The sequence below is a fragment of the Holdemania massiliensis AP2 genome (assembly GCF_000327285.1).
GTDB classification, from domain to species: Bacteria; Bacillota_I; Bacilli_A; order Erysipelotrichales; family Erysipelotrichaceae; genus Holdemania; species Holdemania massiliensis.
In genome coordinates this window covers 1,017,594-1,037,066 of the sequence record NZ_HE998567.1, presented here as the reverse complement: position 1 = coordinate 1,037,066, position 19,473 = coordinate 1,017,594, and the positions used below count along the sequence as shown (strand labels likewise).

Annotated in this window: 21 protein-coding genes and 1 tRNA gene; 17 read left to right on the top strand and 5 right to left on the bottom strand. The window is 48.5% G+C overall.

Translation table 11 applies throughout. From position 1 onward, the window contains the following. The first annotated feature begins 56 nt into the window (after positions 1 to 56). The gene (locus tag BN162_RS04840; RefSeq protein WP_020223955.1) at positions 57 to 1,682 is read left to right on the top strand and encodes a Na/Pi cotransporter family protein; all 1,626 of its coding nucleotides are present in this window, start codon (positions 57 to 59) and stop codon (positions 1,680 to 1,682) included. Between the two features lie 95 nt (positions 1,683 to 1,777). Here the strand turns inward: BN162_RS04840 and BN162_RS04835 are convergent, their stop codons facing one another. After that, positions 1,778 to 2,182, bottom strand: coding sequence for a PTS sugar transporter subunit IIA (locus BN162_RS04835; protein WP_020223954.1), 405 nt, complete (start codon positions 2,180 to 2,182; stop codon positions 1,778 to 1,780). A 117-nt stretch (positions 2,183 to 2,299) separates the two neighbouring features. Here BN162_RS04835 and BN162_RS04830 point away from each other — a divergent pair, with 117 nt between their 5' ends. Continuing rightward, complete coding sequence (locus tag BN162_RS04830) at positions 2,300 to 3,448, top strand: AI-2E family transporter (RefSeq protein WP_020223953.1); 1,149 nt, start codon at positions 2,300 to 2,302, stop codon at positions 3,446 to 3,448. Between the two features lie 200 nt (positions 3,449 to 3,648). Here BN162_RS04830 and BN162_RS04825 read toward each other — a convergent pair whose 3' ends face one another. Further along, a complete protein-coding gene (locus BN162_RS04825; protein WP_020223952.1) occupies positions 3,649 to 5,742 on the bottom strand; it encodes a glutamine synthetase III family protein in 2,094 nt (697 codons plus the stop codon). Positions 5,743 to 5,988: 246 nt separating this feature from the next. On the opposite strand from BN162_RS04825, the gene BN162_RS04820 reads away from it, so the two are divergent. The 4 genes from BN162_RS04820 (at position 5,989) to yunB (ending at position 8,017) form a co-directional block, all read left to right on the top strand. Continuing rightward, the gene (locus BN162_RS04820; protein WP_020223951.1) at positions 5,989 to 6,318 is read left to right on the top strand and encodes a rubredoxin-like domain-containing protein; all 330 of its coding nucleotides are present in this window, start codon (positions 5,989 to 5,991) and stop codon (positions 6,316 to 6,318) included. A 1-nt stretch (position 6,319) separates the two neighbouring features. Next, a complete protein-coding gene (gene rbr, locus BN162_RS04815; protein ID WP_020223950.1) occupies positions 6,320 to 6,859 on the top strand; it encodes a rubrerythrin in 540 nt (179 codons plus the stop codon). Positions 6,860 to 7,053: 194 nt separating this feature from the next. Further along, positions 7,054 to 7,362 carry a DUF1805 domain-containing protein gene (locus BN162_RS04810; protein ID WP_020223949.1) on the top strand — a complete coding sequence of 103 codons (309 nt, stop codon included), beginning with the start codon at positions 7,054 to 7,056 and terminating at the stop codon, positions 7,360 to 7,362. Further along, positions 7,340 to 8,017, top strand: coding sequence for a sporulation protein YunB (yunB, locus tag BN162_RS04805; protein ID WP_020223948.1), 678 nt, complete (start codon positions 7,340 to 7,342; stop codon positions 8,015 to 8,017). The genes BN162_RS04810 and yunB overlap by 23 nt, the downstream gene beginning before the upstream one ends. Before the next feature lie 115 nt (positions 8,018 to 8,132). Here the strand turns inward: yunB and BN162_RS04800 are convergent, their stop codons facing one another. Further along, the gene (locus tag BN162_RS04800; protein WP_020223947.1) at positions 8,133 to 8,381 is read right to left on the bottom strand and encodes a NifU family protein; all 249 of its coding nucleotides are present in this window, start codon (positions 8,379 to 8,381) and stop codon (positions 8,133 to 8,135) included. Positions 8,382 to 8,391: 10 nt separating this feature from the next. Next, positions 8,392 to 8,847 (bottom strand): divergent PAP2 family protein, encoded by a 456-nt coding sequence (locus tag BN162_RS04795; protein WP_020223946.1) that lies wholly within the window; start codon positions 8,845 to 8,847, stop codon positions 8,392 to 8,394. 74 nt (positions 8,848 to 8,921) lie between these two features. Here BN162_RS04795 and BN162_RS04790 point away from each other — a divergent pair, with 74 nt between their 5' ends. Beyond that, on the top strand, positions 8,922 to 9,287 hold the full coding sequence (locus tag BN162_RS04790; RefSeq protein WP_020223945.1) for a CvfD/Ygs/GSP13 family RNA-binding post-transcriptional regulator: 366 nt from the start codon (positions 8,922 to 8,924) through the stop codon (positions 9,285 to 9,287). Continuing rightward, positions 9,284 to 10,558 (top strand): glucose-6-phosphate isomerase, encoded by a 1,275-nt coding sequence (locus BN162_RS04785; RefSeq protein ID WP_020223944.1) that lies wholly within the window; start codon positions 9,284 to 9,286, stop codon positions 10,556 to 10,558. The genes BN162_RS04790 and BN162_RS04785 overlap by 4 nt, the downstream gene beginning before the upstream one ends. Positions 10,559 to 11,151: 593 nt before the next feature. Here BN162_RS04785 and BN162_RS04780 read toward each other — a convergent pair. After that, positions 11,152 to 12,270, bottom strand: a complete 1,119-nt coding sequence (locus BN162_RS04780; RefSeq protein ID WP_020223943.1) for an FAD:protein FMN transferase — start codon at positions 12,268 to 12,270, stop codon at positions 11,152 to 11,154. 250 nt (positions 12,271 to 12,520) lie between these two features. Between BN162_RS04780 and BN162_RS04775 the strand changes: the two genes are divergently transcribed. From BN162_RS04775 to BN162_RS04740, 9 genes are all read left to right on the top strand, one after another. After that, complete coding sequence (locus tag BN162_RS04775) at positions 12,521 to 13,816, top strand: RnfABCDGE type electron transport complex subunit C (protein WP_020223942.1); 1,296 nt, start codon at positions 12,521 to 12,523, stop codon at positions 13,814 to 13,816. Between the two features lie 14 nt (positions 13,817 to 13,830). Beyond that, positions 13,831 to 15,210 (top strand): RnfABCDGE type electron transport complex subunit D, encoded by a 1,380-nt coding sequence (locus tag BN162_RS04770; protein ID WP_020223941.1) that lies wholly within the window; start codon positions 13,831 to 13,833, stop codon positions 15,208 to 15,210. 12 nt (positions 15,211 to 15,222) lie between these two features. Beyond that, entirely contained in the window at positions 15,223 to 16,464 is a 1,242-nt protein-coding gene (locus tag BN162_RS17730; protein WP_020223940.1) for an FMN-binding protein, read from the top strand. Between the two features lie 12 nt (positions 16,465 to 16,476). Next, positions 16,477 to 17,127 carry an electron transport complex subunit RsxE gene (gene rsxE / locus BN162_RS04760; protein WP_020223939.1) on the top strand — a complete coding sequence of 217 codons (651 nt, stop codon included), beginning with the start codon at positions 16,477 to 16,479 and terminating at the stop codon, positions 17,125 to 17,127. Positions 17,128 to 17,129: 2 nt separating this feature from the next. Beyond that, a complete protein-coding gene (locus tag BN162_RS04755) occupies positions 17,130 to 17,705 on the top strand; it encodes an electron transport complex protein RnfA (RefSeq protein ID WP_020223938.1) in 576 nt (191 codons plus the stop codon). Between the two features lie 3 nt (positions 17,706 to 17,708). Then, positions 17,709 to 17,894 (top strand): hypothetical protein, encoded by a 186-nt coding sequence (locus BN162_RS18275; protein WP_081587820.1) that lies wholly within the window; start codon positions 17,709 to 17,711, stop codon positions 17,892 to 17,894. Further along, positions 17,891 to 18,199: an RnfABCDGE type electron transport complex subunit B gene (locus tag BN162_RS04750; RefSeq protein WP_020223937.1), complete on the top strand. Its 309-nt coding sequence runs from the start codon at positions 17,891 to 17,893 to the stop codon at positions 18,197 to 18,199. Before BN162_RS18275 ends, BN162_RS04750 begins: the two co-directional genes overlap by 4 nt. 145 nt (positions 18,200 to 18,344) lie before the next feature. Beyond that, positions 18,345 to 18,421, top strand: a tRNA-His gene (locus BN162_RS04745). A gap of 180 nt (positions 18,422 to 18,601) precedes the next feature. After that, complete coding sequence (locus tag BN162_RS04740; RefSeq protein WP_020223936.1) at positions 18,602 to 19,441, top strand: DegV family protein; 840 nt, start codon at positions 18,602 to 18,604, stop codon at positions 19,439 to 19,441. Positions 19,442 to 19,473: the final 32 nt, after the last annotated feature.

Here is a 19,473-nt window from a genome sequence, read left to right as displayed (position 1 = left end):
TCTTTTTTTCATTTATAATGGGCATGCTAAAGCAGAGGAAAGGGTTGTTAAACGTTATGGATATCAGTTTTATCATTGCTTTAATGGGCGGATTGGCCTTATTTCTATATGGAATGAAAATGATGAGTGATGGATTGGAGTTATGCGCAGGGGATCGGCTGCAGTCAATCCTTGAACGACTGACTTCTAATCGGCTGATGGGGGTGATTGTCGGCGCCCTGATTACCGCTTTGATTCAAAGCTCCAGCGCAACCACAGTCATGACGGTAGGGTTTGTCAATGCCGGCTTAATGACATTGCCGCAGGCTGTCGGTGTGATTATGGGTGCGAATATCGGCACCACGATTACCGGCCAGCTGATCGCGTTGGATATTGGCGCTGCGGCACCGGCTATCGCTTTGATCGGCGTCGTCATGGTTGTGTTCCTGAAAAAAGAAAGAACCAACGCAGTCGGGATGATTGTCGGCGGGCTTGGTATTCTCTTCATCGGTATGGGCATGATGAGTGATGCGATGGCGCCGCTGCGGGATAACGCAGCCTTTCTGTCCTTGATTACCGCCTTTAACAATCCCCTGATCGCGGTGCTTACCGGGGCGCTTTTTACGGCTGTCATACAAAGCTCCAGCGCTTCCATCGGAATTTTACAAACATTGGCGAACAATGGATTGATCACGCTGCAGCATTCCGTCTTCATTTTATTTGGTATGAACATCGGAACATGCATTACGGCAGTGCTTTCTTCACTCAGCTCCAACCGAAATGCAAAACGAGTCGCTTTGGTTCACTTGCTGTTTAATGTCGGCGGCGCTTTGTTGTTTAGCGGAGCTGTGCTGCTGCTGCCGCTGACCGATTGGATTGCTCAGTTTACGCCGGCCAATCCAGCGGCGCAGATCGCCAACTTCCATACGCTCTTCAACGTGGTGACGACGTTGGTTCTGCTTCCGTTAGGCAGCGGATTAGCGGCTCTGGCAGTAAAGCTGCTGCCGCAGGAAAAGGAAGCAGTCAAACCGGTTATTGAAATCACACGCATTCCGGAACAGCGTTTAGGCAATGTCACGATTTCACTGCATGAGATCAGCGAACTGTTAAACCGTATGTATCACCTGGTTCAGTCCAGTCTTGACGAAGCGTTTTGCGGCTTGACAACCTTGGAATGGGATAAAGAAAAAATTCTGGCGCAGGAAAGCGAGATTGATACGATCCACCGCACGATTATCGACGCGATTCCGGTCGTGGCCACGGCGCGGATGAACGTTGAGGATTCCCGCCGGCTGAATGTCTTATTTAAAATTAATAATGATTTGGAACGGATGGGCGATCATGTCGTTAATTTATCGGAACATGCTTCCCAGATTCTGAAGGAAAAGCAGAAGATCACACCGCACGCAAGCCGGGAACTGGCAGAGCTGCAGACAATTCTGAATCAGACTGCCGCGCTGCTTCCGACCATTGAAGAATATCATCGTGCAGATACATTGCAGCACATCGATCAGCTGGAGGAACAAATGGATCAATGCTGCGAAAAGAGCCGTCAGGATCAAATCCAGCGTCTGCGGAATCAACAGATTGACGGTTCGCTGTGTGTGGTATTCAGTGAGGTGCTGACAGATTTGGAACGAATCCATGACCATTATCATAACCTTGCTCAGCAGCTCTATCATGAAGAATTAGCCGCATCCTGAAGCGGCAGATCAAAAATACGGCGTTGTGCGGTATATTCAGGCAAAAGAAAAGACGGGGAGTTTCCCGCCTTTTTGTTTTATGAACGCTGAATAAATTAGTCTTCGTCCGAACTCATGCTTGCCATGAAAGCTTTGACATCAACGATGCCTTCGCGTCCCTGAGCGATCAGATTTTCAACCGATTCACCCTCGGACAGAATCGCTGTCAGAACCATTGGGAAGTTCATGCCGGCAACGAAGTGGAACTTCGGATTTGTAGCGAATTCAACAAACGTTGTGTTGCATGGGGAACCGCCGAACAGATCCGCGAAAACCAAGACTTCGTCATACTTGTCCAACTCCGGCTTCAGTTCGTTCAGCTTTTCCTTAAACTGATCTGGGCCATCTGTCGGCAGCAGGCAGCAGGAATACAAATTTGTAACTTCGCCCGCGATCATTTTCAGAGAACCTTTGAAAGCTTCTGCATACTGACCATGGCTAATTAATAAAATACCTCTCATGAATGATTTCCTCCTTAAGTTACAGTCTTATTTTAGCATAATCCTCGTCAATTTAATAGAATTTTAAATATAGAAAAGAGTCAAGTGTGTTAAAATAACAATAAGGGAGATTGCATAATGAAATTTAAAATCAAAGAACAAACCAAAGAGAATATTTTAGCCCTGACCTGTTCGGGGATTTTACTATTAGGTTTCTATTTTCTGGTCACTCAGTTTCCGCTGCTCAAGCAGTTTTTGGGGAATGTGATCGGAATTCTGCTTCCATTTATTCTAGGCTTTTCCTTGGCTTTTCTCTTAGCACCGGTTACAACGAGAGTCGAAAAGAAATGGCTGGCCAAGTCAAAAATGAAGGCTTCCACAAAACGCAAGATCGGCGTTGCGGCGGCGATCATCTTCCTATTTCTCATCCTGATCAGCTTTATGGCGGTTTTAATCCCGCAGCTGCTGGAAAGCATCATGACGCTGTCAACCCAGCTCAGCGATTATCTGGGTAAGGCGAACACGCTGTTAAACGAAATTACGGAAGGGCTGGGGTTCAAGACAGGCTGGCTGGAAATTCTGTTCAGCTCCAGTGAGGCATTGCTGGAGTCCATGCTGGGGATGGCCAAGGATTATGTGCCGAAGATTTTAAGCTATTCCTGGCTGTTTGTCCGTCAGACTTTCAACTTTTTTATCGCGGTCATCATCGCCGTCTATATTCTGTTGGAAAAAGAACGCTTCACCGGCCAATTTAAAAAGCTGGCTTATGCGGTACTGCCCAAAGCCAAGGTAGAATCGCTGATTCAATTAAGCAGGCTGACGTCGCGGATGTTCAACAGCTTTATCATCGGCAAATTGATTGATTCTCTGATTATCGGCGTGATCTGTTTTGTCGGCATGCTGATCATGCGGCTGCCGTTCGCGGTGCTGATCAGCTTTATCGTCGGGCTGACCAATATGATTCCGGTTTTTGGTCCGTTTATCGGCGCGGTGCCGGGAATTTTCATCCTTTTTATCGTCGATCCGATTTATTCCCTGATCTTTGCGGTCTTTGTCCTGCTTTTGCAGCAGTTTGACGGCAATATCCTGGGTCCGATGATCCTGGGCGATCAGTTAGGACTGCCGAGTCTGTGGGTCATGTTTTCAATCATTGTCGGCGGCGGCATGTTTGGGATTCTCGGCATGTTTCTGGGGGTACCGATCTTCGCCGTTCTCTATGTCGTTGTCCGCGGTTTTGTCAGCGGAAGGCTGAAAGAGAAGAATATTCAATCTGAAGATATGCTGTAAAACGGGCTGGATGCTCGTTTTTTCTTCTGTTAAAAAATAGCCTCGAAATAGACCGCAAACGCAAATAAACAGCATAATTCAAATGAAGATTTAGAGGGAGAAAACCTCAGAAGATCTCAGAAGGCTACATCAACAATCACAGAATAGAAAAAAGCTGCAGCCTTTATCGGAAAAGTCGATGATGCTGCAGCTTTCTATTGTTAATTGCTGTGAAACAACATATCCTCATAGGTCGGCAGGATATACTGTTTTTTATCAAAGATTGTTTCATGCTCGTCAATGGCGCTGCGCAGCTGCTGCATCAACGGAGCGGCTTCATAGTAGAACCGAATGCCGCGCTCATGATAATCGCTGACCACTCCAATCTCTTTCAGCTTCCCTTCCAGCCGCTCAGCTCCTTTATCCATGCGGTCCATCAGTTCGTTTAAATGAATGAGCTGTTTTCTGAAGTAAGAAGCAGGCTGATCCAAGGAACGCAGTGCGGCTGCCAGCGGCTGAATTTCACGGGTAAGCAGCGGCAGGAGTTCTGTACGGGTCATGTCGATCAGAACTTTGGCTTCAATCTCGGAGATCTTGACATACTGTTCATTCATGATCTCACTGCGGGCAATCAGCTCTTTCTCTGTATAAACGTGATTGCGGGTAAACAACTCAATCGTTTTCGGGGAAGTCAGCGCGCTGACTGATTCGATGAAGGACGGAATGTTCGGTAAACCGCGGCGTTTGGCCTCAGCCACCCATTCTTGGGAATAACCATCGCCGGAAAACAGGATCCGTTCATGATCTTTCAGAATCTGCGTGCAGATTTCCAACGCCCGGGCCCGAATATCCTGCTTGTATTTCAGGTCCGCAAGCTGTTGCGCGATGTTATTGAGTACATCAGCGGTAATCGTGTTGAGAACGACATTAGCGAAGGAAGCTGACAGGGATGAACCAAGCATGCGGAACTCAAATTTATTGCCGGTGAAGGCTAATGGGGATGTCCGGTTGCGGTCGGTATTGTCCTTGGGAATGTAGGAAAGACCGCTGATGGGCGTAAAGGAGCTGTCCTGCTGATCCTCGACCGCCGCCGCGGCGCCTTTTAACGAGTTTAAGACATTTTCGATGTAACTGCCCAGATAGATCGAAATGATTGCCGGCGGAGCTTCATTGGCGCCTAAGCGATGGTCATTGCCGGCCCCGGAGGATGACATCCGAAGCAGTTCCGCATGCTGATCTACGGCTTTGATAAAGGCGCAGACAAACACGAGGAAACGAATGTTCTCGGCTGGTTTATCTCCCGGCTCAAATAAGTTCTGCCGATCATCGGTAACCAATGACCAGTTGTTATGCTTGCCTGAACCGTTGATGCCGGCAAACGGCTTTTCATGAAGCAGACAGGCAAAACCATGCTTATCTGCGGTTTTGCGCAGGACATCCATCGTCAGCTGATTCTGGTCCACCGCAATGTTGACGCTGCTGAAGATCGGCGCAATCTCAAACTGACAGGGCGCGACTTCATTGTGTTCAGTTTTTGCGTAAATGCCTAGTTTCCACAGCTCCTGGTTGACTTCTTTCATAAAGGCCGCCACCCGGCTTGGAATGCTGCCGAAATAATGATCTTCCAGCTCCTGACCCTTGGCCGGCATCGCGCCGAACAAGGTGCGTCCGGTCAGCACAAGATCCTCGCGCTGTTCAAAGTAACGCTTGTCAATCAGGAAATATTCCTGTTCCAGACCCACCATCGGAATGACGCGTTTGACATCTTTATCCCCGAAGATGTTGACGATTCTGGTAGCTGCCGCGCTGATCGCTTCAATCGACTTCAGGAGCGGTGCTTTTTTATCCAGCGATTCGCCATTGTAGGAAACGAAGACTGTGGGAATACACAGAATGTTATCACGAATGAAGGCCGGCGAGGTACAGTCCCAGTATGTATAACCACGGGCTTCAAAGGTAGCACGCAGGCCTCCGCTGGGAAAACTCGAAGCGTCGGGTTCCCCTTTGATCAGCGACTTTCCGGAGAAGCGGACTAACGGTTGGCCGTTTTCGTCCGGTTCGATAAACGAATCGTGCTTTTCCGCGGTCGAGCCGGTCATCGGCTGAAACCAATGCGTGAAGTGCGTTGCACCGTTTTCCTGCGCCCAGCGCTTCATCGCATGCGCGATCGCATCTGCGGTATTGCGGTCCAATGAATCTTCCTTGGCCACGGTTTCTTTCCAGCGTTTATAAATTGGATACGGAAGCCGCTCCTGCATGAGCGTTTCATCAAAAAGCAGACAGCCAAATTCATCAAACGGATCTGTGATTTTCATAACTCTTCCTCCTAAAAAACATGGTTTAATTTTATTCCAAAATGATGCGGAGTCAATAAAAAGTTAAAAAAAATAGAGAAAAACGAGAAAAAAATCGAATTCAGCGTAAAAATGTTGGCGAAAATAATGATAATTGCCGAAAAAAATCGGCCTTAAACAGAAAATAATGAATTTGTAAAAACAGAGGGATTGACCGAAACAGACAAGGGCATACTGACCAGTAGAAAAAGGATAAGGAGGAAGTACATGCTGAAAAAATGTGAAGTCTGCGGTTTAATTCTGGACAGTGAGCTGATCCAGGACCGCTGTCCGAAATGTCAGGCAGACGCATCTAATTTCCGATCACTCAGTGAAGAGGAAGCAGAGAAGATTACCCGCAGTCATCTGACCAACAGTCTGCTTACTGAATTGGCAGCGGTGGCCGAACATCAGATTCATCTAGCGGAAAAAGGCATCGCCGATCAGCTCGATCCCGGCTGTATTCAGACCTTTGATCTGGCATTGCGGCAGGCAGTGCTGCTGCGGCAGATGATCCGGGCTGAAATTGCAATCCATACCGGAAAGGAGAAATGGTAAAATGGAATTGAAAGGCTCAAAAACAGAACAGAATTTATGGACGGCGTTTGCCGGAGAAAGTCAGGCGCGAATCAAATACGCTTATTATGCGGATCAGGCGCGCAAGGACGGCTATGGTCAGATCGCCGGGATTTTTGAAGAAACTTCGGCGAATGAAAACGCTCATGCCAAACTTTGGTATAAGTTTCTGCACGGCGGTAAGATTCAGGAAACGCCCGTCAACCTGAAAGACGCGGCCAATGGTGAAAACTATGAATGGACAGAGATGTATAAAGAATTTGCGGAAACCGCCAAGCAGGAAGGGTTTACTGAAATTGCCCGGCTGATGAGCGAAGTCGCGAAGATTGAAAAGGGACATGAAGAACGATATCTGGCGCTGCTGAACAACGTTGAAAACAATACGGTTTTTGCGAAAGCGGAACAGATCGTCTGGAAGTGCCGCAACTGCGGATATACCGTAACCGCCAAACAGGCTCCTAAGGTCTGTCCGGTCTGCTTCCATCCGCAGGCTTACTTTGAACAGGAAGTTAAAAACTATTAAGTCATAACGCTTGGATAAGTCCGAACCCAAGACGGATTCGGGCTTTTTTTATGTCTGCGGTGAACAGCAGGGCCTGAGCGTTTGACATTGAACGGCATATTCCATGGTTCAGGCTTGAATTTCCATTTGAAAGTGGGAAAAAGAGGCACCCTTTTTCTGTCTTTCTCTATACTGATAGAGGAGGAGGCTGGGCTATGATCGAATTAAAAACCTTGGAAATCGAAGCGTTTCGATTCATTGATATTTCATTATTTCTGCCTCGCTGGACATGTCGGATGATCGTCAGTACAAAAGCTGTCTTAGTCGATGAAAGCTGGGATCTAGATGCTCTGGAGGAAAAAAAGATTCCGGTCTTTCAGGTTTATAAACCGGGGAAAACCGGACTGTTGGATGGAAAAATTACAGCGATGACGTCAACCGCGGCCCGTGCAGGAATATATATAGGAATGAGCGGGAAGGAAGCGCTGCTGAAGGTGATGCATGAAAAAACGGAAAAGGGATAGAAACCGCCGCTGGCTGGCGGCGGCGCTGATTCTGGCCGCTGTCCTGTGGCTGGGCAATCGGACGCTGAATCAGCTTAACGCCCTGTTAAAACCTCATGTCGAAAAGGTGGCGGCCAGTGAGGTCCGCAACGCGGCTTCGGCGGTGATTAAGCGGGCGGTGGATTCTCTGGATTTGAAGACGGAAGATCTGATCCGCATCCAGCGGGATAGTCAGGGCAATATTACGGACATTATTTATGATACGCAGCGGATGAATGAACTGATGAGCCGCTCATTGGACGCCGCACAGGAATCGCTCAACGCTGCAGAAGAAGGGGAAACGGACCCGCATACCCATCTTGTCTATTACGACAAAGGAATTATCTATTCTCTGCCGGTCGGAATGTTGACGGGATCCGTGCTGCTGGCGAATGTCGGACCTTCGATTGACATACGAATGCGCGCGGTCAACAGCCTGGTCGGTCAGATTGACGCCGTATCCTCAGCCTACGGCATTAACAGCACGCTGTTGGAAATCGATTTAAAGATCAGCGTGGAAATGTTGGTGATCAGTCCCTTTCTGCTTGATCCGCAGCAGATCGAAGTGAAGATTCCGCTGGTCATGCAAATCGTTCAGGGACAGATTCCGCAGCTGATGGTCGGGCAGGTTGCTTAGCTGTGGATAAACCGAAACCGGGAAAGCAAAAAAACGCATGCTGCTGATCTTTGAAAGCTGATTTCACTTTCAGAGGACCGCATCCGCATGCGTTTCTTTCACGGCATTGCTGAATCTAGAAGAATAATGGCTCGGAAGGGGCCAGCCGTACTTCTGTTACGCCTGGTACTTCATCGAGAAGAATGGCTTCGATCCCGTCCTTCAGCGTTGCATCCAACGACAGACATTCAGAACAGGCGCCCAGCATTTTAACAGTGACAACACCGTCTTCCAGACTGACGAATTCCACGTCGCCGCCGTCGCGCTGAATATACGGACGGATCTTTTCAATTACATTTTTAACTTGCGTTTCCATTGTTTCCATATTTTTCACCTTATCTTATAAAATACATCAGCCCGGCGATGATCAGGCCAAGAAGAATGCCGCCGAACACTTCAATCCATTTGTGACCCAGCACTTCTTTTACCTTGGTCAGATAGATTGGATCGTCCAGACGGGTCTGCGTTAAAATTTGAATATCTTTGATCAGCTGCTGCGTAATCCGAATATTCTGGCCGGCATAATAACGAACGTTGGCGGCGTCATAAGCCACGATCAGCGAAAACATCAAGGTCACGGCAAACAATGTCGACGAGAAATTATCCGTGATTCCGACAGCCAGCGTCAAAGCCGCGACTGTCGAGGTATGCGAGCTGGGAAAACCGCCGCTCTCCAATGCCATATGCCAATCCCATTCCCGGGTTCGTATGTAGCGGATAACGGGCTTAAGCAGCTGCGCTGTCAAATTGGCCACAATCGCAGCCCAGAAAGGATACATCTGTTGAAGCATGGTGCTCACCTCGAGAATTAGTATATCACAAAAACCCTGGGAGGTGATATAATAAAAAAAGATTGGAGGCGTCTATGCAGTATCGAATCGGACAAATAGTAGAGGGGACGATCACGGGAATTCAGCCGTACGGCGCATTTGTCAGTCTGGATGAGGAAACCTCGGGATTGATTCACATTTCTGAAATCTCGGAAGGTTTCGTCAAGGATGTCAATCATTTCGTTCACGTCCATGACCGTGTAAAGGTCAAAATTATCGATTTTGACAAATCCACGCACCAGGCCCGGCTGTCTTTAAAAGCGCTGCATCCGACGGCATTCCGGAAGGAACGCGGCCGGGGGAAGGCCAGTCGTCTGCCAGTCATGAAAATTGGATTCCGGTCGCTGGCTGAAAACCTGGACCGCTGGATCGAGGAAGCAAATAAAGGAGAAACAGTATGATCAAATTTGACACTTCGCATGCGCATCTGCAGGAAAACATTTTCGATTATCAGGAAGCCGTAACGCTGGCGCACACACAGCTGCATGAAAAAAGCGGCGCGGGCAATGATTTTGTCGGCTGGGTAGAATGGCCGAACAGCTATGATCATGAAGAGTTTGAAAGAATTAAAGCGGCAGCCAAGCGGCTGGAAGGCCAATGCGACGTGCTGCTGGTCTGCGGCATTGGCGGTTCTTATTTAGGCGCGCGGGCAGCGATCGAAATGATGCGCGGCCTGTATTGTCAAAATAAGCCGGAAGTGATCTTTATCGGCAACACCTTCTCCAGCACGTATTTCAAGCAGGTAGAAGCGTATATTCAGGATAAGGAAATCGTTTTGAACGTGATTTCCAAATCCGGAACAACAACGGAAACGGCGATGGCGTTTCGAATGCTGAAGCAGCTGATGGAAAAGAAATATTCCAAGGAAGAATGCCAGCGGCGGATTTTGGCAACGACCGACAAGGCGCGCGGAACGTTGAAGGAGCTGGCGGATAAGGAAGGCTATGAAACCTTCGTGATTCCGGATGATATCGGCGGCCGGTATTCGGTATTAACGGCGGTGGGCTTACTCCCAATGGCTTTGGCTGGGATTGATATTGACGCGGTGATGAAGGGCTTTGCACAGGCTTATGAAGACCTCAAGAATCCGGATCTGCATGACAATCCAGCTTATCAGTATGCGGTTGCCCGCCGGATTTTGGAAAACAGCGGCAAAGATGCAGAAATGTTAGTAACCTATGAACCGCAGATGGCGATGATTGCCGAATGGTGGAAGCAGCTGTTTGGCGAGTCGGAGGGCAAAGAAGGCAAAGGCATTCTGCCATGCAGCGCGACGTTCTCGACAGATCTGCATTCTTTGGGACAGTTTATTCAGGAAGGCAAGAAGATGCTTTATGAAACCCTGCTGTTGGTGGAAGCGCCGACACTGGACGGGACCTTCCCAAGCGATGCGGAAAATTTGGATAACATGAACTATCTGGCCGGCAAGAGTCTGGATTGGGTCAATAAGATGGCTTGTCAGGGAACGTTGGAAGCGCATGAAGTTACCGGTAATGTGCCGAACTTGATCATTACGATGCCGGATATGCGGGAAGAAACCTTCGGGTATATGTGCTACTTCTTCTTTAAGGCCTGCGCTGTCAGCGTCTATCTGCTGAATGTAAATCCGTTTAATCAGCCGGGCGTGGAGGTTTATAAGAAAAACATGTTCCGTCTGCTGGGCAAAAACTAAACGGATGCTTCATGTCCGTTTGTCCTATTTAATCGGACAAACTTGATCGTTGATTAAAAAAGTGAATTCCGCGGAATTCACTTTTTACTTCGCTGCTCAATATTTTAAGGCTGAAGACGAAGGCGAACTGAATAACGCTGCCGAAAAAGCTCAGCCCTATGGATGTATTGTTCATCCTTGTTTTCAAGTTCATACAGACAGGATAAACATGCATTAAGATCAGATTAGCCATCTCATGAATTCGCAGATAACAATCATTTTTCCCGGCAGGCCTGTTCTTCTAAATCGTTGGGGTCTTCCCCAATCCCGGGTAAGGGCCGCTTGTACTGCCTTGCCCAACGCTTCACAGTTGGAAGTTCTTCTCCGGAATTTAGGTTTTATCTATTATGCCGTATCGCAGAAGTGCCTATCCTGCTTGCCGCGATTGTTTTCGATGGGATTGGAAGGGTTAGGCGCTTATGCGCAAATCCGCATGATATCAGGGCTTCCCCGTGAGGGTATAAAGTCTTATGCGGCCGTTTAAGCCGCTTTTTTTGCTATACAGACAATAAAAAATCTCAGCCGAAAGCAAGCTGAGATTTTTCCAGATAATTTTACTGAGCCAGATAGTTCTTCATCGAGTCCGTCATGATCACGGCATATTCGCCCGCGGCTGTGCTGGTTACTCCGGATGGCACCTGATCGGGATCCATCACCCACATGACTTCGATCGGCTGATCCGGATAGGTGTTGCGGAATCGTTCGATCAAGGCCAGCCCGTCCTGGTAGCTCATGGTAAACAAAGCGGTGGACAAGGCATCCGCAAATCCGGAATTCTCCGTGATGATCGTGACCTGATGGTAATAAGTTGCAGGAAAGAGCGTCTGCGGATCGATGATGTGATGATAGACGCTGCCGTCTTCAGCCGCGTAGAAGCGTTCATAATCTCCGCTGGATACGAAGGCTGCGGAGCCTGGAAGCTCAACGATTGCCAGCGAGCCGTTGCCGGATGGATTGCGGATGCCGACGCGCCAGTCCTGATTGCCCGGCTTGTTGTTGATCGTACAGATGTTGCCTCCGGCATCCACGGTACCGTGGACTAAACCCGCTTCAATTAAGCGCTGCTGTACCTTGCCGGCGGCGAAGCCTTTGGCAATCCCGCCGACGTCCAGCGAAGCGCAGCTTTGATTCAGATAGACCGTACTGTCCGCTTCGTTGATTTCAACTTTATCCCATCCTGTACAGGCTTGCGCCTCCTGCAGCTGCTCAACGGAAGGAACCTGTCCCAGCTGTCCGGCGTTGTTTTGTGCGATGCCTTCATCCCGATAGGTATGCCAGATTTTGAGCACGGCGCCCATTGTGACGTCAAACTCGCCCTCAGACAGGTCGTAGAACTGCCGCGCGGTATTTAACAGCTCGATGATCTCAGGATCCACACTGACCGGGGCAATGCCGGCGTTGTCGTTGATCGTTTTGATATTGTTGAGTCCAGCGTAATCGTTATACACGTCAAACAGTGCGTTGTAGTGCAGAAACAGCTGCTTCATTTCAGCGAAATACTGATTGAACTGATCTTCTGTTTCCGTATATCCGGTCAACGTCATGACCGTATCAAAACCGGCGTCCAGCGCCATGTTGGAATAACGCGTCAGTTCCGGCTCCTTGGGCCGGCTCTGACAGCCGCCTAACATCAATAGGCCGCAGAATGCCAGCGGCATCCATTTTTTATTCATTTGAATCACCCGTGATGATTTTAGCATAAAACGCAGAGCGATACTACCCAAAGGAAACATTTTCAAAGCCGGGATATCGTGAAAAAACTTAAAATTTCATTAAATAGATAGGGAAAAAACGTTTAAAATTAATAGCGATAATGCTATAATAGCTCCGAAGCGCAAGGCGGATAATGAAAAAATCGATCATCGTCGATTTTTTGTGTTTGCCAAAGCTTTCGGTATTTGAGGAAAGGAAGAGGTGGACGGAATGTCACTATTAACGGGACCGATGCGCAAGCATCTGGATGGTCACAAAGAGCTTACAAGTCATACCGAGCTTGTCAAGGTTGAAGCGGGCAGCCTTGTATACATTCCTTTAATTAACGGTAATTCAACAGCGGTTGAAGTGTTGGTTAAGGAAGGTGACAGTGTAAAAGTCGGAACAATGATCGCCAAGCGGAATGATCATTTTACAGTTCCTTACTTTTCATCTGTATCCGGTACGGTCAAAGGCATCCAGAAAATGATGCATGCTGGCCTGCGGCCGGTCGATCATCTTGTCATTGAAAATGATGGCAAAAACGAAGAGGAACAGCCATTCGGCACATTGAACTATCAAACGGCAACGCAGGAGGAATTAGTTACCTTCATGATGAATGCCGGCATCGTCGGCTGCGGCGGCGCAGGTTTTCCAAGCTATATCAAGTACAGAGGCTGCAAGGGCATTGATCTGCTGATCATTAACGCGGTCGAATGCGAACCGTACATTACGGCGGATTATAAGAACACCAGCCTGAATATGCAGGATCTGGTTACTGGCGTAGCAGCGATGTTAAAAATGTCAGGTGCCAAGGAAGCGGCCATCGCGATCAAGACGACAAAGAAGGATTTCATTCCAACCGTTGTCGAAGCCTTTAAGGATTACAGCAACATCAATGTCAAGGAAGTTCCGGATGTTTATCCGATGGGCTGGGAACGGACGCTGGTGTACGAAATTACCAAGAAGCGTTATGAAAAGCTGCCGGGTGAAGTTGGAGTCATCGTCAACAATGCGACGACGGCGATCGCTTTCGGTCAGGCTTTGAGCAAGGGCATGCCGATCACTCACAAATATGTGACGGTCAGCGGTGACGGCGTCAATACGCCGGCCAACGTACTGGTTCCGGTGGGCGTGAAAGCGGCCGATGTCATCGCAGCCTGCGGCGGATACAGTGCGGAAGATGTGCTGCTGATCGCGGGCGGTCCGATGATGGGCAAGACGATCACAACCGATCAGTTTGTCATCACGCCGTACAGCAACGCCTTGACAGTCTTGAAAAACAAGCCGGTCAATCAGGTTGCCTGTCTGCGCTGCGGACGCTGTTCAGATCACTGTCCGGCCGGATTGCAGCCGGTGCGGATCAATCAGGCGGAAAAGTCCAAGAATGTGGCGATGTTGGAAAAATTGAGCATCATGGACTGCATTGAATGCGGCATGTGCAGCTTTGTCTGCCCGTCGAAAATCGACGTCACTGAAGGCGTCCGGAGAGCGAAGCGCTACATGGCTCTGCGCGCTAAGAAATAAGGAGGGGAGTTTGTATGAAATTTAATTTTAAACCGTCCCCGAACTATCGTGATGGTCAGAGCACCGGCCGGATCATGGGCGAGCTGACCTTGGGGCTGTTGGCGGTATTTGCATTTTCACTGTATTACTATTTCAGCAATTTTTCAGCATCTTACGGCTTGCGGGCAATTCTGCTGATGATCACGGCGATTATCAGTGCCTGCGGTACGGAGATTCTGTGGTGTGTCTTTACTAAAAAGGACATCCTGAACAGCTTAAAAAATTCTTATCCATGGGTAACTGCCATCATTTTAACGATGATGTGTCCGCTGTCGATTGAATACTATGCCTTAGCGGTGGCAACCGTGATCGCAATTTTCTTCGGCAAGCTGGTCTTCGGCGGTTTTGGACAGAATATCTTCAATCCGGCGGCGGTGGGCCGGGCAACGATCTTTGCGTCGTTTGCAGGGGCTGCGACAGCCGATATCGTTACCGGAGCGACGCCGACTTCTTCGATGGCGGCGCAGAACTGGATCATTAATTCTGCCGAAGGCATGAGCAGCTTCCTGAAGCCGTTTGGCGGTTTGGGCAATATGTTTGTCGGTCTGTATCCGGGCGCGATCGGAGAAACGAGCGCATTGGTGATTCTGGTCGTCGGTGTGATCTTAGCAATCCGCAAGGTTATTGACTGGCGTGTGCCGGCAACCTATTTGATTACGCTGTTTGTTTTGGGAGCGGGCGTCGGAATGATGCACGGAGCTCCGATCAGCTATGCTCTGTTCCATCTTTTGACGGGTGGTGCAATGTTCGGTGCTGTCTTCATGATGACCGATCCGGTGACCAATCCGACCAGTGCGGCCGGCCGGATTATGTTTGCGATCGGCTGCGCGGTGATTACGATTGTGCTGCGTCTGCGTTCCAATCTGCCGGAAGGTGTTATGTATTCAATTCTGATCATGAACATGCTGACGCCGTGGATTGAAAGTTTAACTGATGGTCAGCAGATCAAGATGAAATCCAAGAATATCCGGAATCTGGTGATTCTGTTTGCTGCAGGCTTAGCGATTACGCTGCTGGTCGGCAGCACGATCAAGCCGGTTGCTGCCGGTTCAGCTGAAGCGGGTGCAACCAACGGTACGGAAACAACGTACAATGTAACGCAGCATGGCTTCCAGGGTGACAACCAGTTTGAAGTGGTTATCGATACGGCCAAGGGTGAAGTTGTCAGCGTCAAGATGACGGAATTCAACGATACGCCGGGCATTGGTGATGGTGTGAATGATGAATACCTGAGCCAGTTTGTCGGAGCGAAGAGTGAAGCGGATGTCAATGCCGTGGATAACGTATCCGGTGCAACTTATACCAGCAAATCGGCTAAAGATGCAGTGCTTCAGGCATTGTCAGCCGGAAATTAAGGAGGGTCAGAAATGAAAAAAACTTTATATCTGGCCTGTTTCTTAGCCATTGTCAGCGCCTTGGCGGGCGGTTTATTGGCGGCAGTCAATGAAGTTACCGCGGCTAAGATCAATGCCAATGCTTTGGCTGAAGTGATGGGCAGTCTGGAAAAAGTATTCCCGGGCACAACCTATGCCGAAGTGACAGAGTATACGGATGAATCCGGCTTAGTCACTGGAGTTTATCAGGCCGAAGGCCAAGGTTATATGTTCCAGGTCGAAACTTCTGGTTTCAAAGATACGATTAAGTTTGTTTTGGGCATCGATAATGATTCCAAAATTGTAGGATATGATGTAATTTCGATTTCGGAAACCTCCGGAATCGGCAGCCGTGTAGCGGAAGATGATTTCCGAAATACAGTAATTGGCAAAACGACCGGTGATAAGGTCGATACGCTTTCCGGCGCTACGATTTCCTCAACGGCCGTGGTTAAGGGCTTGGATGCAGCGAAAGCCGTTTATGCTTCTTTAAGCGGCAATGCAGCTCCGGCACCGAGCACACCGACAGCTCCGGAAACGACGAAGGAACCGGAAGCACCAGCTTCATCCGCTACGGTTCTTGATCAGCAGGAAGACGGCAGCCAGGTTACCGTTACCGTGGAAGCAAAAGGCTTCCAGGGCAACAACACTTATACTGTTGTGATTGATAAGGACAGCCAGGAAGTCCTCAGTGTTGCCATGACGACGTTTAATGATACACCAGGCGTTGGTGATGTTGTTAATGATGAATATCTGGCAGGCTTTGCCGGCTTGAATACCGCGGATGCGATCAGTGCAGTTGATGTGAAATCCGGCGCTACGTATACGAGCAATTCTGCGATTGACGCTGTCAAAGCGGCATGGAATGCCGTCTTTACTGTGGAAGCTGATCAGCCGACAGCCGGAGCTGACAATGCGGGCGAGGATGCCGCTGTGCTGACTTCTGCTGACGGCGCCCTTGAAACCTATACTGTAAAAGCAAAAGGTTTTCAGGGTGATAACGAATATGAAGTTGTAATTGACACCGAAAAGCAGGAAGTTGTCAGCGTGAAGATGACCGCTTTCAACGATACACCAGGCGTTGGCGATACCGTCAACGACGACTATCTGGCAGGTTTTGCCGGCTTGAAGTCGGAGGATGAAATTGCCAAGGTTGACGTGAAATCCGGCGCGACCTTCACCAGCAATTCCGCAATTGAAGCTGTCCGCGCGGCGTTCGCGGCCAGCCAGAAATGAGGTGGATGAACAATGAATCGTAAAGAAAATTTTACAGCGGGCTTCATCCGCGAAAATCCCGTATTCGGGCTGTATCTGGGATGCTGTTCCACACTAGCCATCACCACATCGCTCAATAATGCTATCGGCATGGGCGTTTCCGTTATTATCGTTTTGATTCTGTCCAACGTCATCATCTCTTTGATGCGTAAGATTATTCCGGATGAGATCCGAATTCCTGTTTATATCGTCGTCATTGCGGCACTGGTTAAGAGTATTGAACTTTTAGTCAAGGCTTATGCACCTTCGATTGACTCTGCGTTAGGTCTGTTTTTGCCGCTGATCGTCGTGAACTGCATCATCCTTGGCCGTGCAGAAGCTTTCGCCAGTAAAAACGGCGTACTAGATTCCGCCCTGGATGGTCTGGGCATGGGCTTAGGCTATACCTGTGCGTTAATCGTCATGTCGCTGATCCGTCAGATTCTTGCGACAGGGTTGATTAATTTTACTAATCCATTCACAAATCAGCTGATTTTTGAAGTCCGTTTGATTCCGGAAAGCTTCACAATCTCGATGTTTGGTTCCCCAACCGGCGCATTTCTGACCTTTGCGGTGTTGGCGGCGGCATTGACGGCGTATAAAAACGCCCAGGCGGCGAAGGCTGCGAAAAAGGAGGCTAAGTAACAATGGCTAACTTGTTTACTTTATTTATTTCGGCAGTGCTGATCAATAACGTCATTCTGTCGCAGTTTCTTGGGGTCTGCCCATTCTTAGGTGTTTCCAAGAACAAGAGCTCAGCAATCGGCATGGGCGCAGCGGTAACTTTTGTTATCTTCGGTGCTTCAATTCTGACCTATGGCTTGTACAAGCTGGTTCTGCAACCGAATTCGCTGGAATATATGGATCTGCTGTCATTCATTCTGATCATTGCTTCCTTTGTTCAGTTTGTTGAGATGTTCATCAAGAAGTTCTCTCCGGCTTTATACAAGTCGTTGGGAATTTATCTGCCGCTGATCACAACGAACTGTGCTGTTTTGGGTGTAGCATTGGACAACATTAAGCAGGGTTTTACTTTCCCTGAAATGCTGGTCTATTCGATTGGCATCCCAATCGGCTTTACGTTGGTTCTCTACATCTTCTCCACGATCCGGGAACGCCTGGATGCGGCGGATTCCCCGGTTTCATTCAAGGGCAATCCAATCGCTCTGATCGTTGCTGCGCTGATGGCGCTGGCGTTCAGCGGTTTTGCCGGACTGGTTTAATCGATGATGATCGCAATCCTTGTCTTGTTGGGGCTGGGGGCTTTGTTTGGTCTGTTCTACTATCTGAATAGTAAAACGCCGGTACCTGAGGGATGCGAGGATCTGACGGCGGAGTGTGAGGGCTGCAAGATTACTTCCTGCGCTCACAACCCTGTGTTGAAACAATCAAAAGGAGAGAATAAAGAATGATTACAGCAATTATCATGATGTTTGTGGTCGGTGCCGTTCTCGGTTTGATTCTGGGGATTGCCTCCAACGTGTTCAAAGTTGAAGTCGATGAACGCGTTGAAAAGGTAACGGCCATGCTTCCAGGCTACAACTGCGGAAGCTGCGGCTTTGCCGGATGTTCCGGTATGGCGGAAGCCATGGTGGCCGGTGAAGTTGCCTCAGCTTCAGCCTGCAAGCCAAGCAAGCCGGATGCCCGGACGAAGATCGTTGAATATTTGACGACAACACCTGGCCCAGACGGCAATACAATTAACATTAAAGCTTAGTTAAACAGCTGTCCGTTTGTTCTCAATGCAGAACAACGGACGGCTGTTTTGTTTTTGCTTAACTTTTCAATTGAGACAATTATCTTTTTTTTAAATTTATGCTTTACAAATACGGTTATCTGGGTTACAATAATACTCGCTGATGGCGGTCGTGGTGAAGTTGGTTAACACTCTGGATTGTGGCTCCAGCATTCGCGAGTTCGAGTCTCGTCGATCGCCCCATAAATAGTTCTTACAGGACATCTGGTTTCAGGTGTCCTTTTTCTTAAAATGCTATTTTTCTAAGAACTAGGCAATTTGAAAGATTTGTCTAATAAATTTGAAAGAACCGGGGAAACTTAGAAAAGTCTTCCCTGCCCTAGAATGTCTTATGGTATAATTGTAAAGCACGAGGTGAAAAAGATGCCAAAAATTGCAGTAATGACAGATTCATCCGCTGATATTAATACTCAGCAGGCTGAATCAATGAAATTGGCCGTGATGCGTTTCCCGCTGATGATCGACGGTCAGGAATACATTGAAGAAATGGAGATCAAGACACCAGAGTTTATCCGAAAGATGGAACAAGGTGCCATCGTGAAAACGTCTCAGGCGCATTTGGGCAAACTGATCCAGCAATGGAGCGATTTATTAAAGGAATATGATGAAATTCTTTATATTCCACTTTCTTCAGGCTTAAGCGGATCTTATCAGTCTGCCTTGACTGCATCGGCGGCCTTTGAAGGACGGGTTACCGTTGTCGATGCCCGCTTTGCTTGTTATCCGTTAGCCTGGTTGTGCCAATGGGCACAGGATCAAATCCAGGCAGGACATGGCTGCGAAGAAATCAAGAATAAGATTGAAGCAGAGGCTGAGCTGTGGGCTGCCTTAATTCCTGAGAAGCTGGAATATCTGAAACGAGGCGGACGGATATCCGCAGCGGCTGCCGCTTTGGGTAATCTTTTAAAGATTGTTCCAATCCTGAAAGTGGAACACGGCGGCATTGATGTTCTTGGCAAAGTTCGGACGGTAAAAAAAGCTTATCAAGTGGGACTGGATGCCATTGCCCAAGTTGATGATCCCAACGAATATGAATGGATGATCGTCGAGGCGGACATGAAAGAAGAAGCTGAAGAGTTAAAGCAGCAAATGGAAGAACGCATTGGTCAGCCGGTAACGATACATGCCATGGGACCGATTATCATGGCGCATACTGGACCGCGGACGTTAGGCTACGGGCGCGTAAAAAAATTGAAATTCTAAACCGGAGCAATCCGGTTTTTCTTTTGTTTGTT

Coding starts and splice junctions, on each gene's coding strand:
- BN162_RS04795 (WP_020223946.1), bottom strand. CDS start 8,847: ATGCTTCAACAGATGTATCCTTTCTGGGCTGCGATTGTGGCCAATTTG.
- BN162_RS04830 (WP_020223953.1), top strand. CDS start 2,300: ATGAAATTTAAAATCAAAGAACAAACCAAAGAGAATATTTTAGCCCTG.
- BN162_RS04825 (WP_020223952.1), bottom strand. CDS start 5,742: ATGAAAATCACAGATCCGTTTGATGAATTTGGCTGTCTGCTTTTTGAT.
- BN162_RS04800 (WP_020223947.1), bottom strand. CDS start 8,381: ATGGAAACAATGGAAACGCAAGTTAAAAATGTAATTGAAAAGATCCGT.
- BN162_RS04820 (WP_020223951.1), top strand. CDS start 5,989: ATGCTGAAAAAATGTGAAGTCTGCGGTTTAATTCTGGACAGTGAGCTG.
- BN162_RS04840 (WP_020223955.1), top strand. CDS start 57: ATGGATATCAGTTTTATCATTGCTTTAATGGGCGGATTGGCCTTATTT.
- rsxE (WP_020223939.1), top strand. CDS start 16,477: ATGAATCGTAAAGAAAATTTTACAGCGGGCTTCATCCGCGAAAATCCC.
- BN162_RS17730 (WP_020223940.1), top strand. CDS start 15,223: ATGAAAAAAACTTTATATCTGGCCTGTTTCTTAGCCATTGTCAGCGCC.
- BN162_RS04740 (WP_020223936.1), top strand. CDS start 18,602: ATGCCAAAAATTGCAGTAATGACAGATTCATCCGCTGATATTAATACT.
- BN162_RS04810 (WP_020223949.1), top strand. CDS start 7,054: ATGATCGAATTAAAAACCTTGGAAATCGAAGCGTTTCGATTCATTGAT.
- BN162_RS04750 (WP_020223937.1), top strand. CDS start 17,891: ATGATTACAGCAATTATCATGATGTTTGTGGTCGGTGCCGTTCTCGGT.
- BN162_RS04775 (WP_020223942.1), top strand. CDS start 12,521: ATGTCACTATTAACGGGACCGATGCGCAAGCATCTGGATGGTCACAAA.
- BN162_RS04835 (WP_020223954.1), bottom strand. CDS start 2,182: ATGAGAGGTATTTTATTAATTAGCCATGGTCAGTATGCAGAAGCTTTC.
- BN162_RS04780 (WP_020223943.1), bottom strand. CDS start 12,270: ATGAATAAAAAATGGATGCCGCTGGCATTCTGCGGCCTATTGATGTTA.
- yunB (WP_020223948.1), top strand. CDS start 7,340: ATGAAAAAACGGAAAAGGGATAGAAACCGCCGCTGGCTGGCGGCGGCG.
- BN162_RS18275 (WP_081587820.1), top strand. CDS start 17,709: ATGATGATCGCAATCCTTGTCTTGTTGGGGCTGGGGGCTTTGTTTGGT.
- BN162_RS04755 (WP_020223938.1), top strand. CDS start 17,130: ATGGCTAACTTGTTTACTTTATTTATTTCGGCAGTGCTGATCAATAAC.
- BN162_RS04785 (WP_020223944.1), top strand. CDS start 9,284: ATGATCAAATTTGACACTTCGCATGCGCATCTGCAGGAAAACATTTTC.
- BN162_RS04770 (WP_020223941.1), top strand. CDS start 13,831: ATGAAATTTAATTTTAAACCGTCCCCGAACTATCGTGATGGTCAGAGC.
- BN162_RS04790 (WP_020223945.1), top strand. CDS start 8,922: ATGCAGTATCGAATCGGACAAATAGTAGAGGGGACGATCACGGGAATT.
- rbr (WP_020223950.1), top strand. CDS start 6,320: ATGGAATTGAAAGGCTCAAAAACAGAACAGAATTTATGGACGGCGTTT.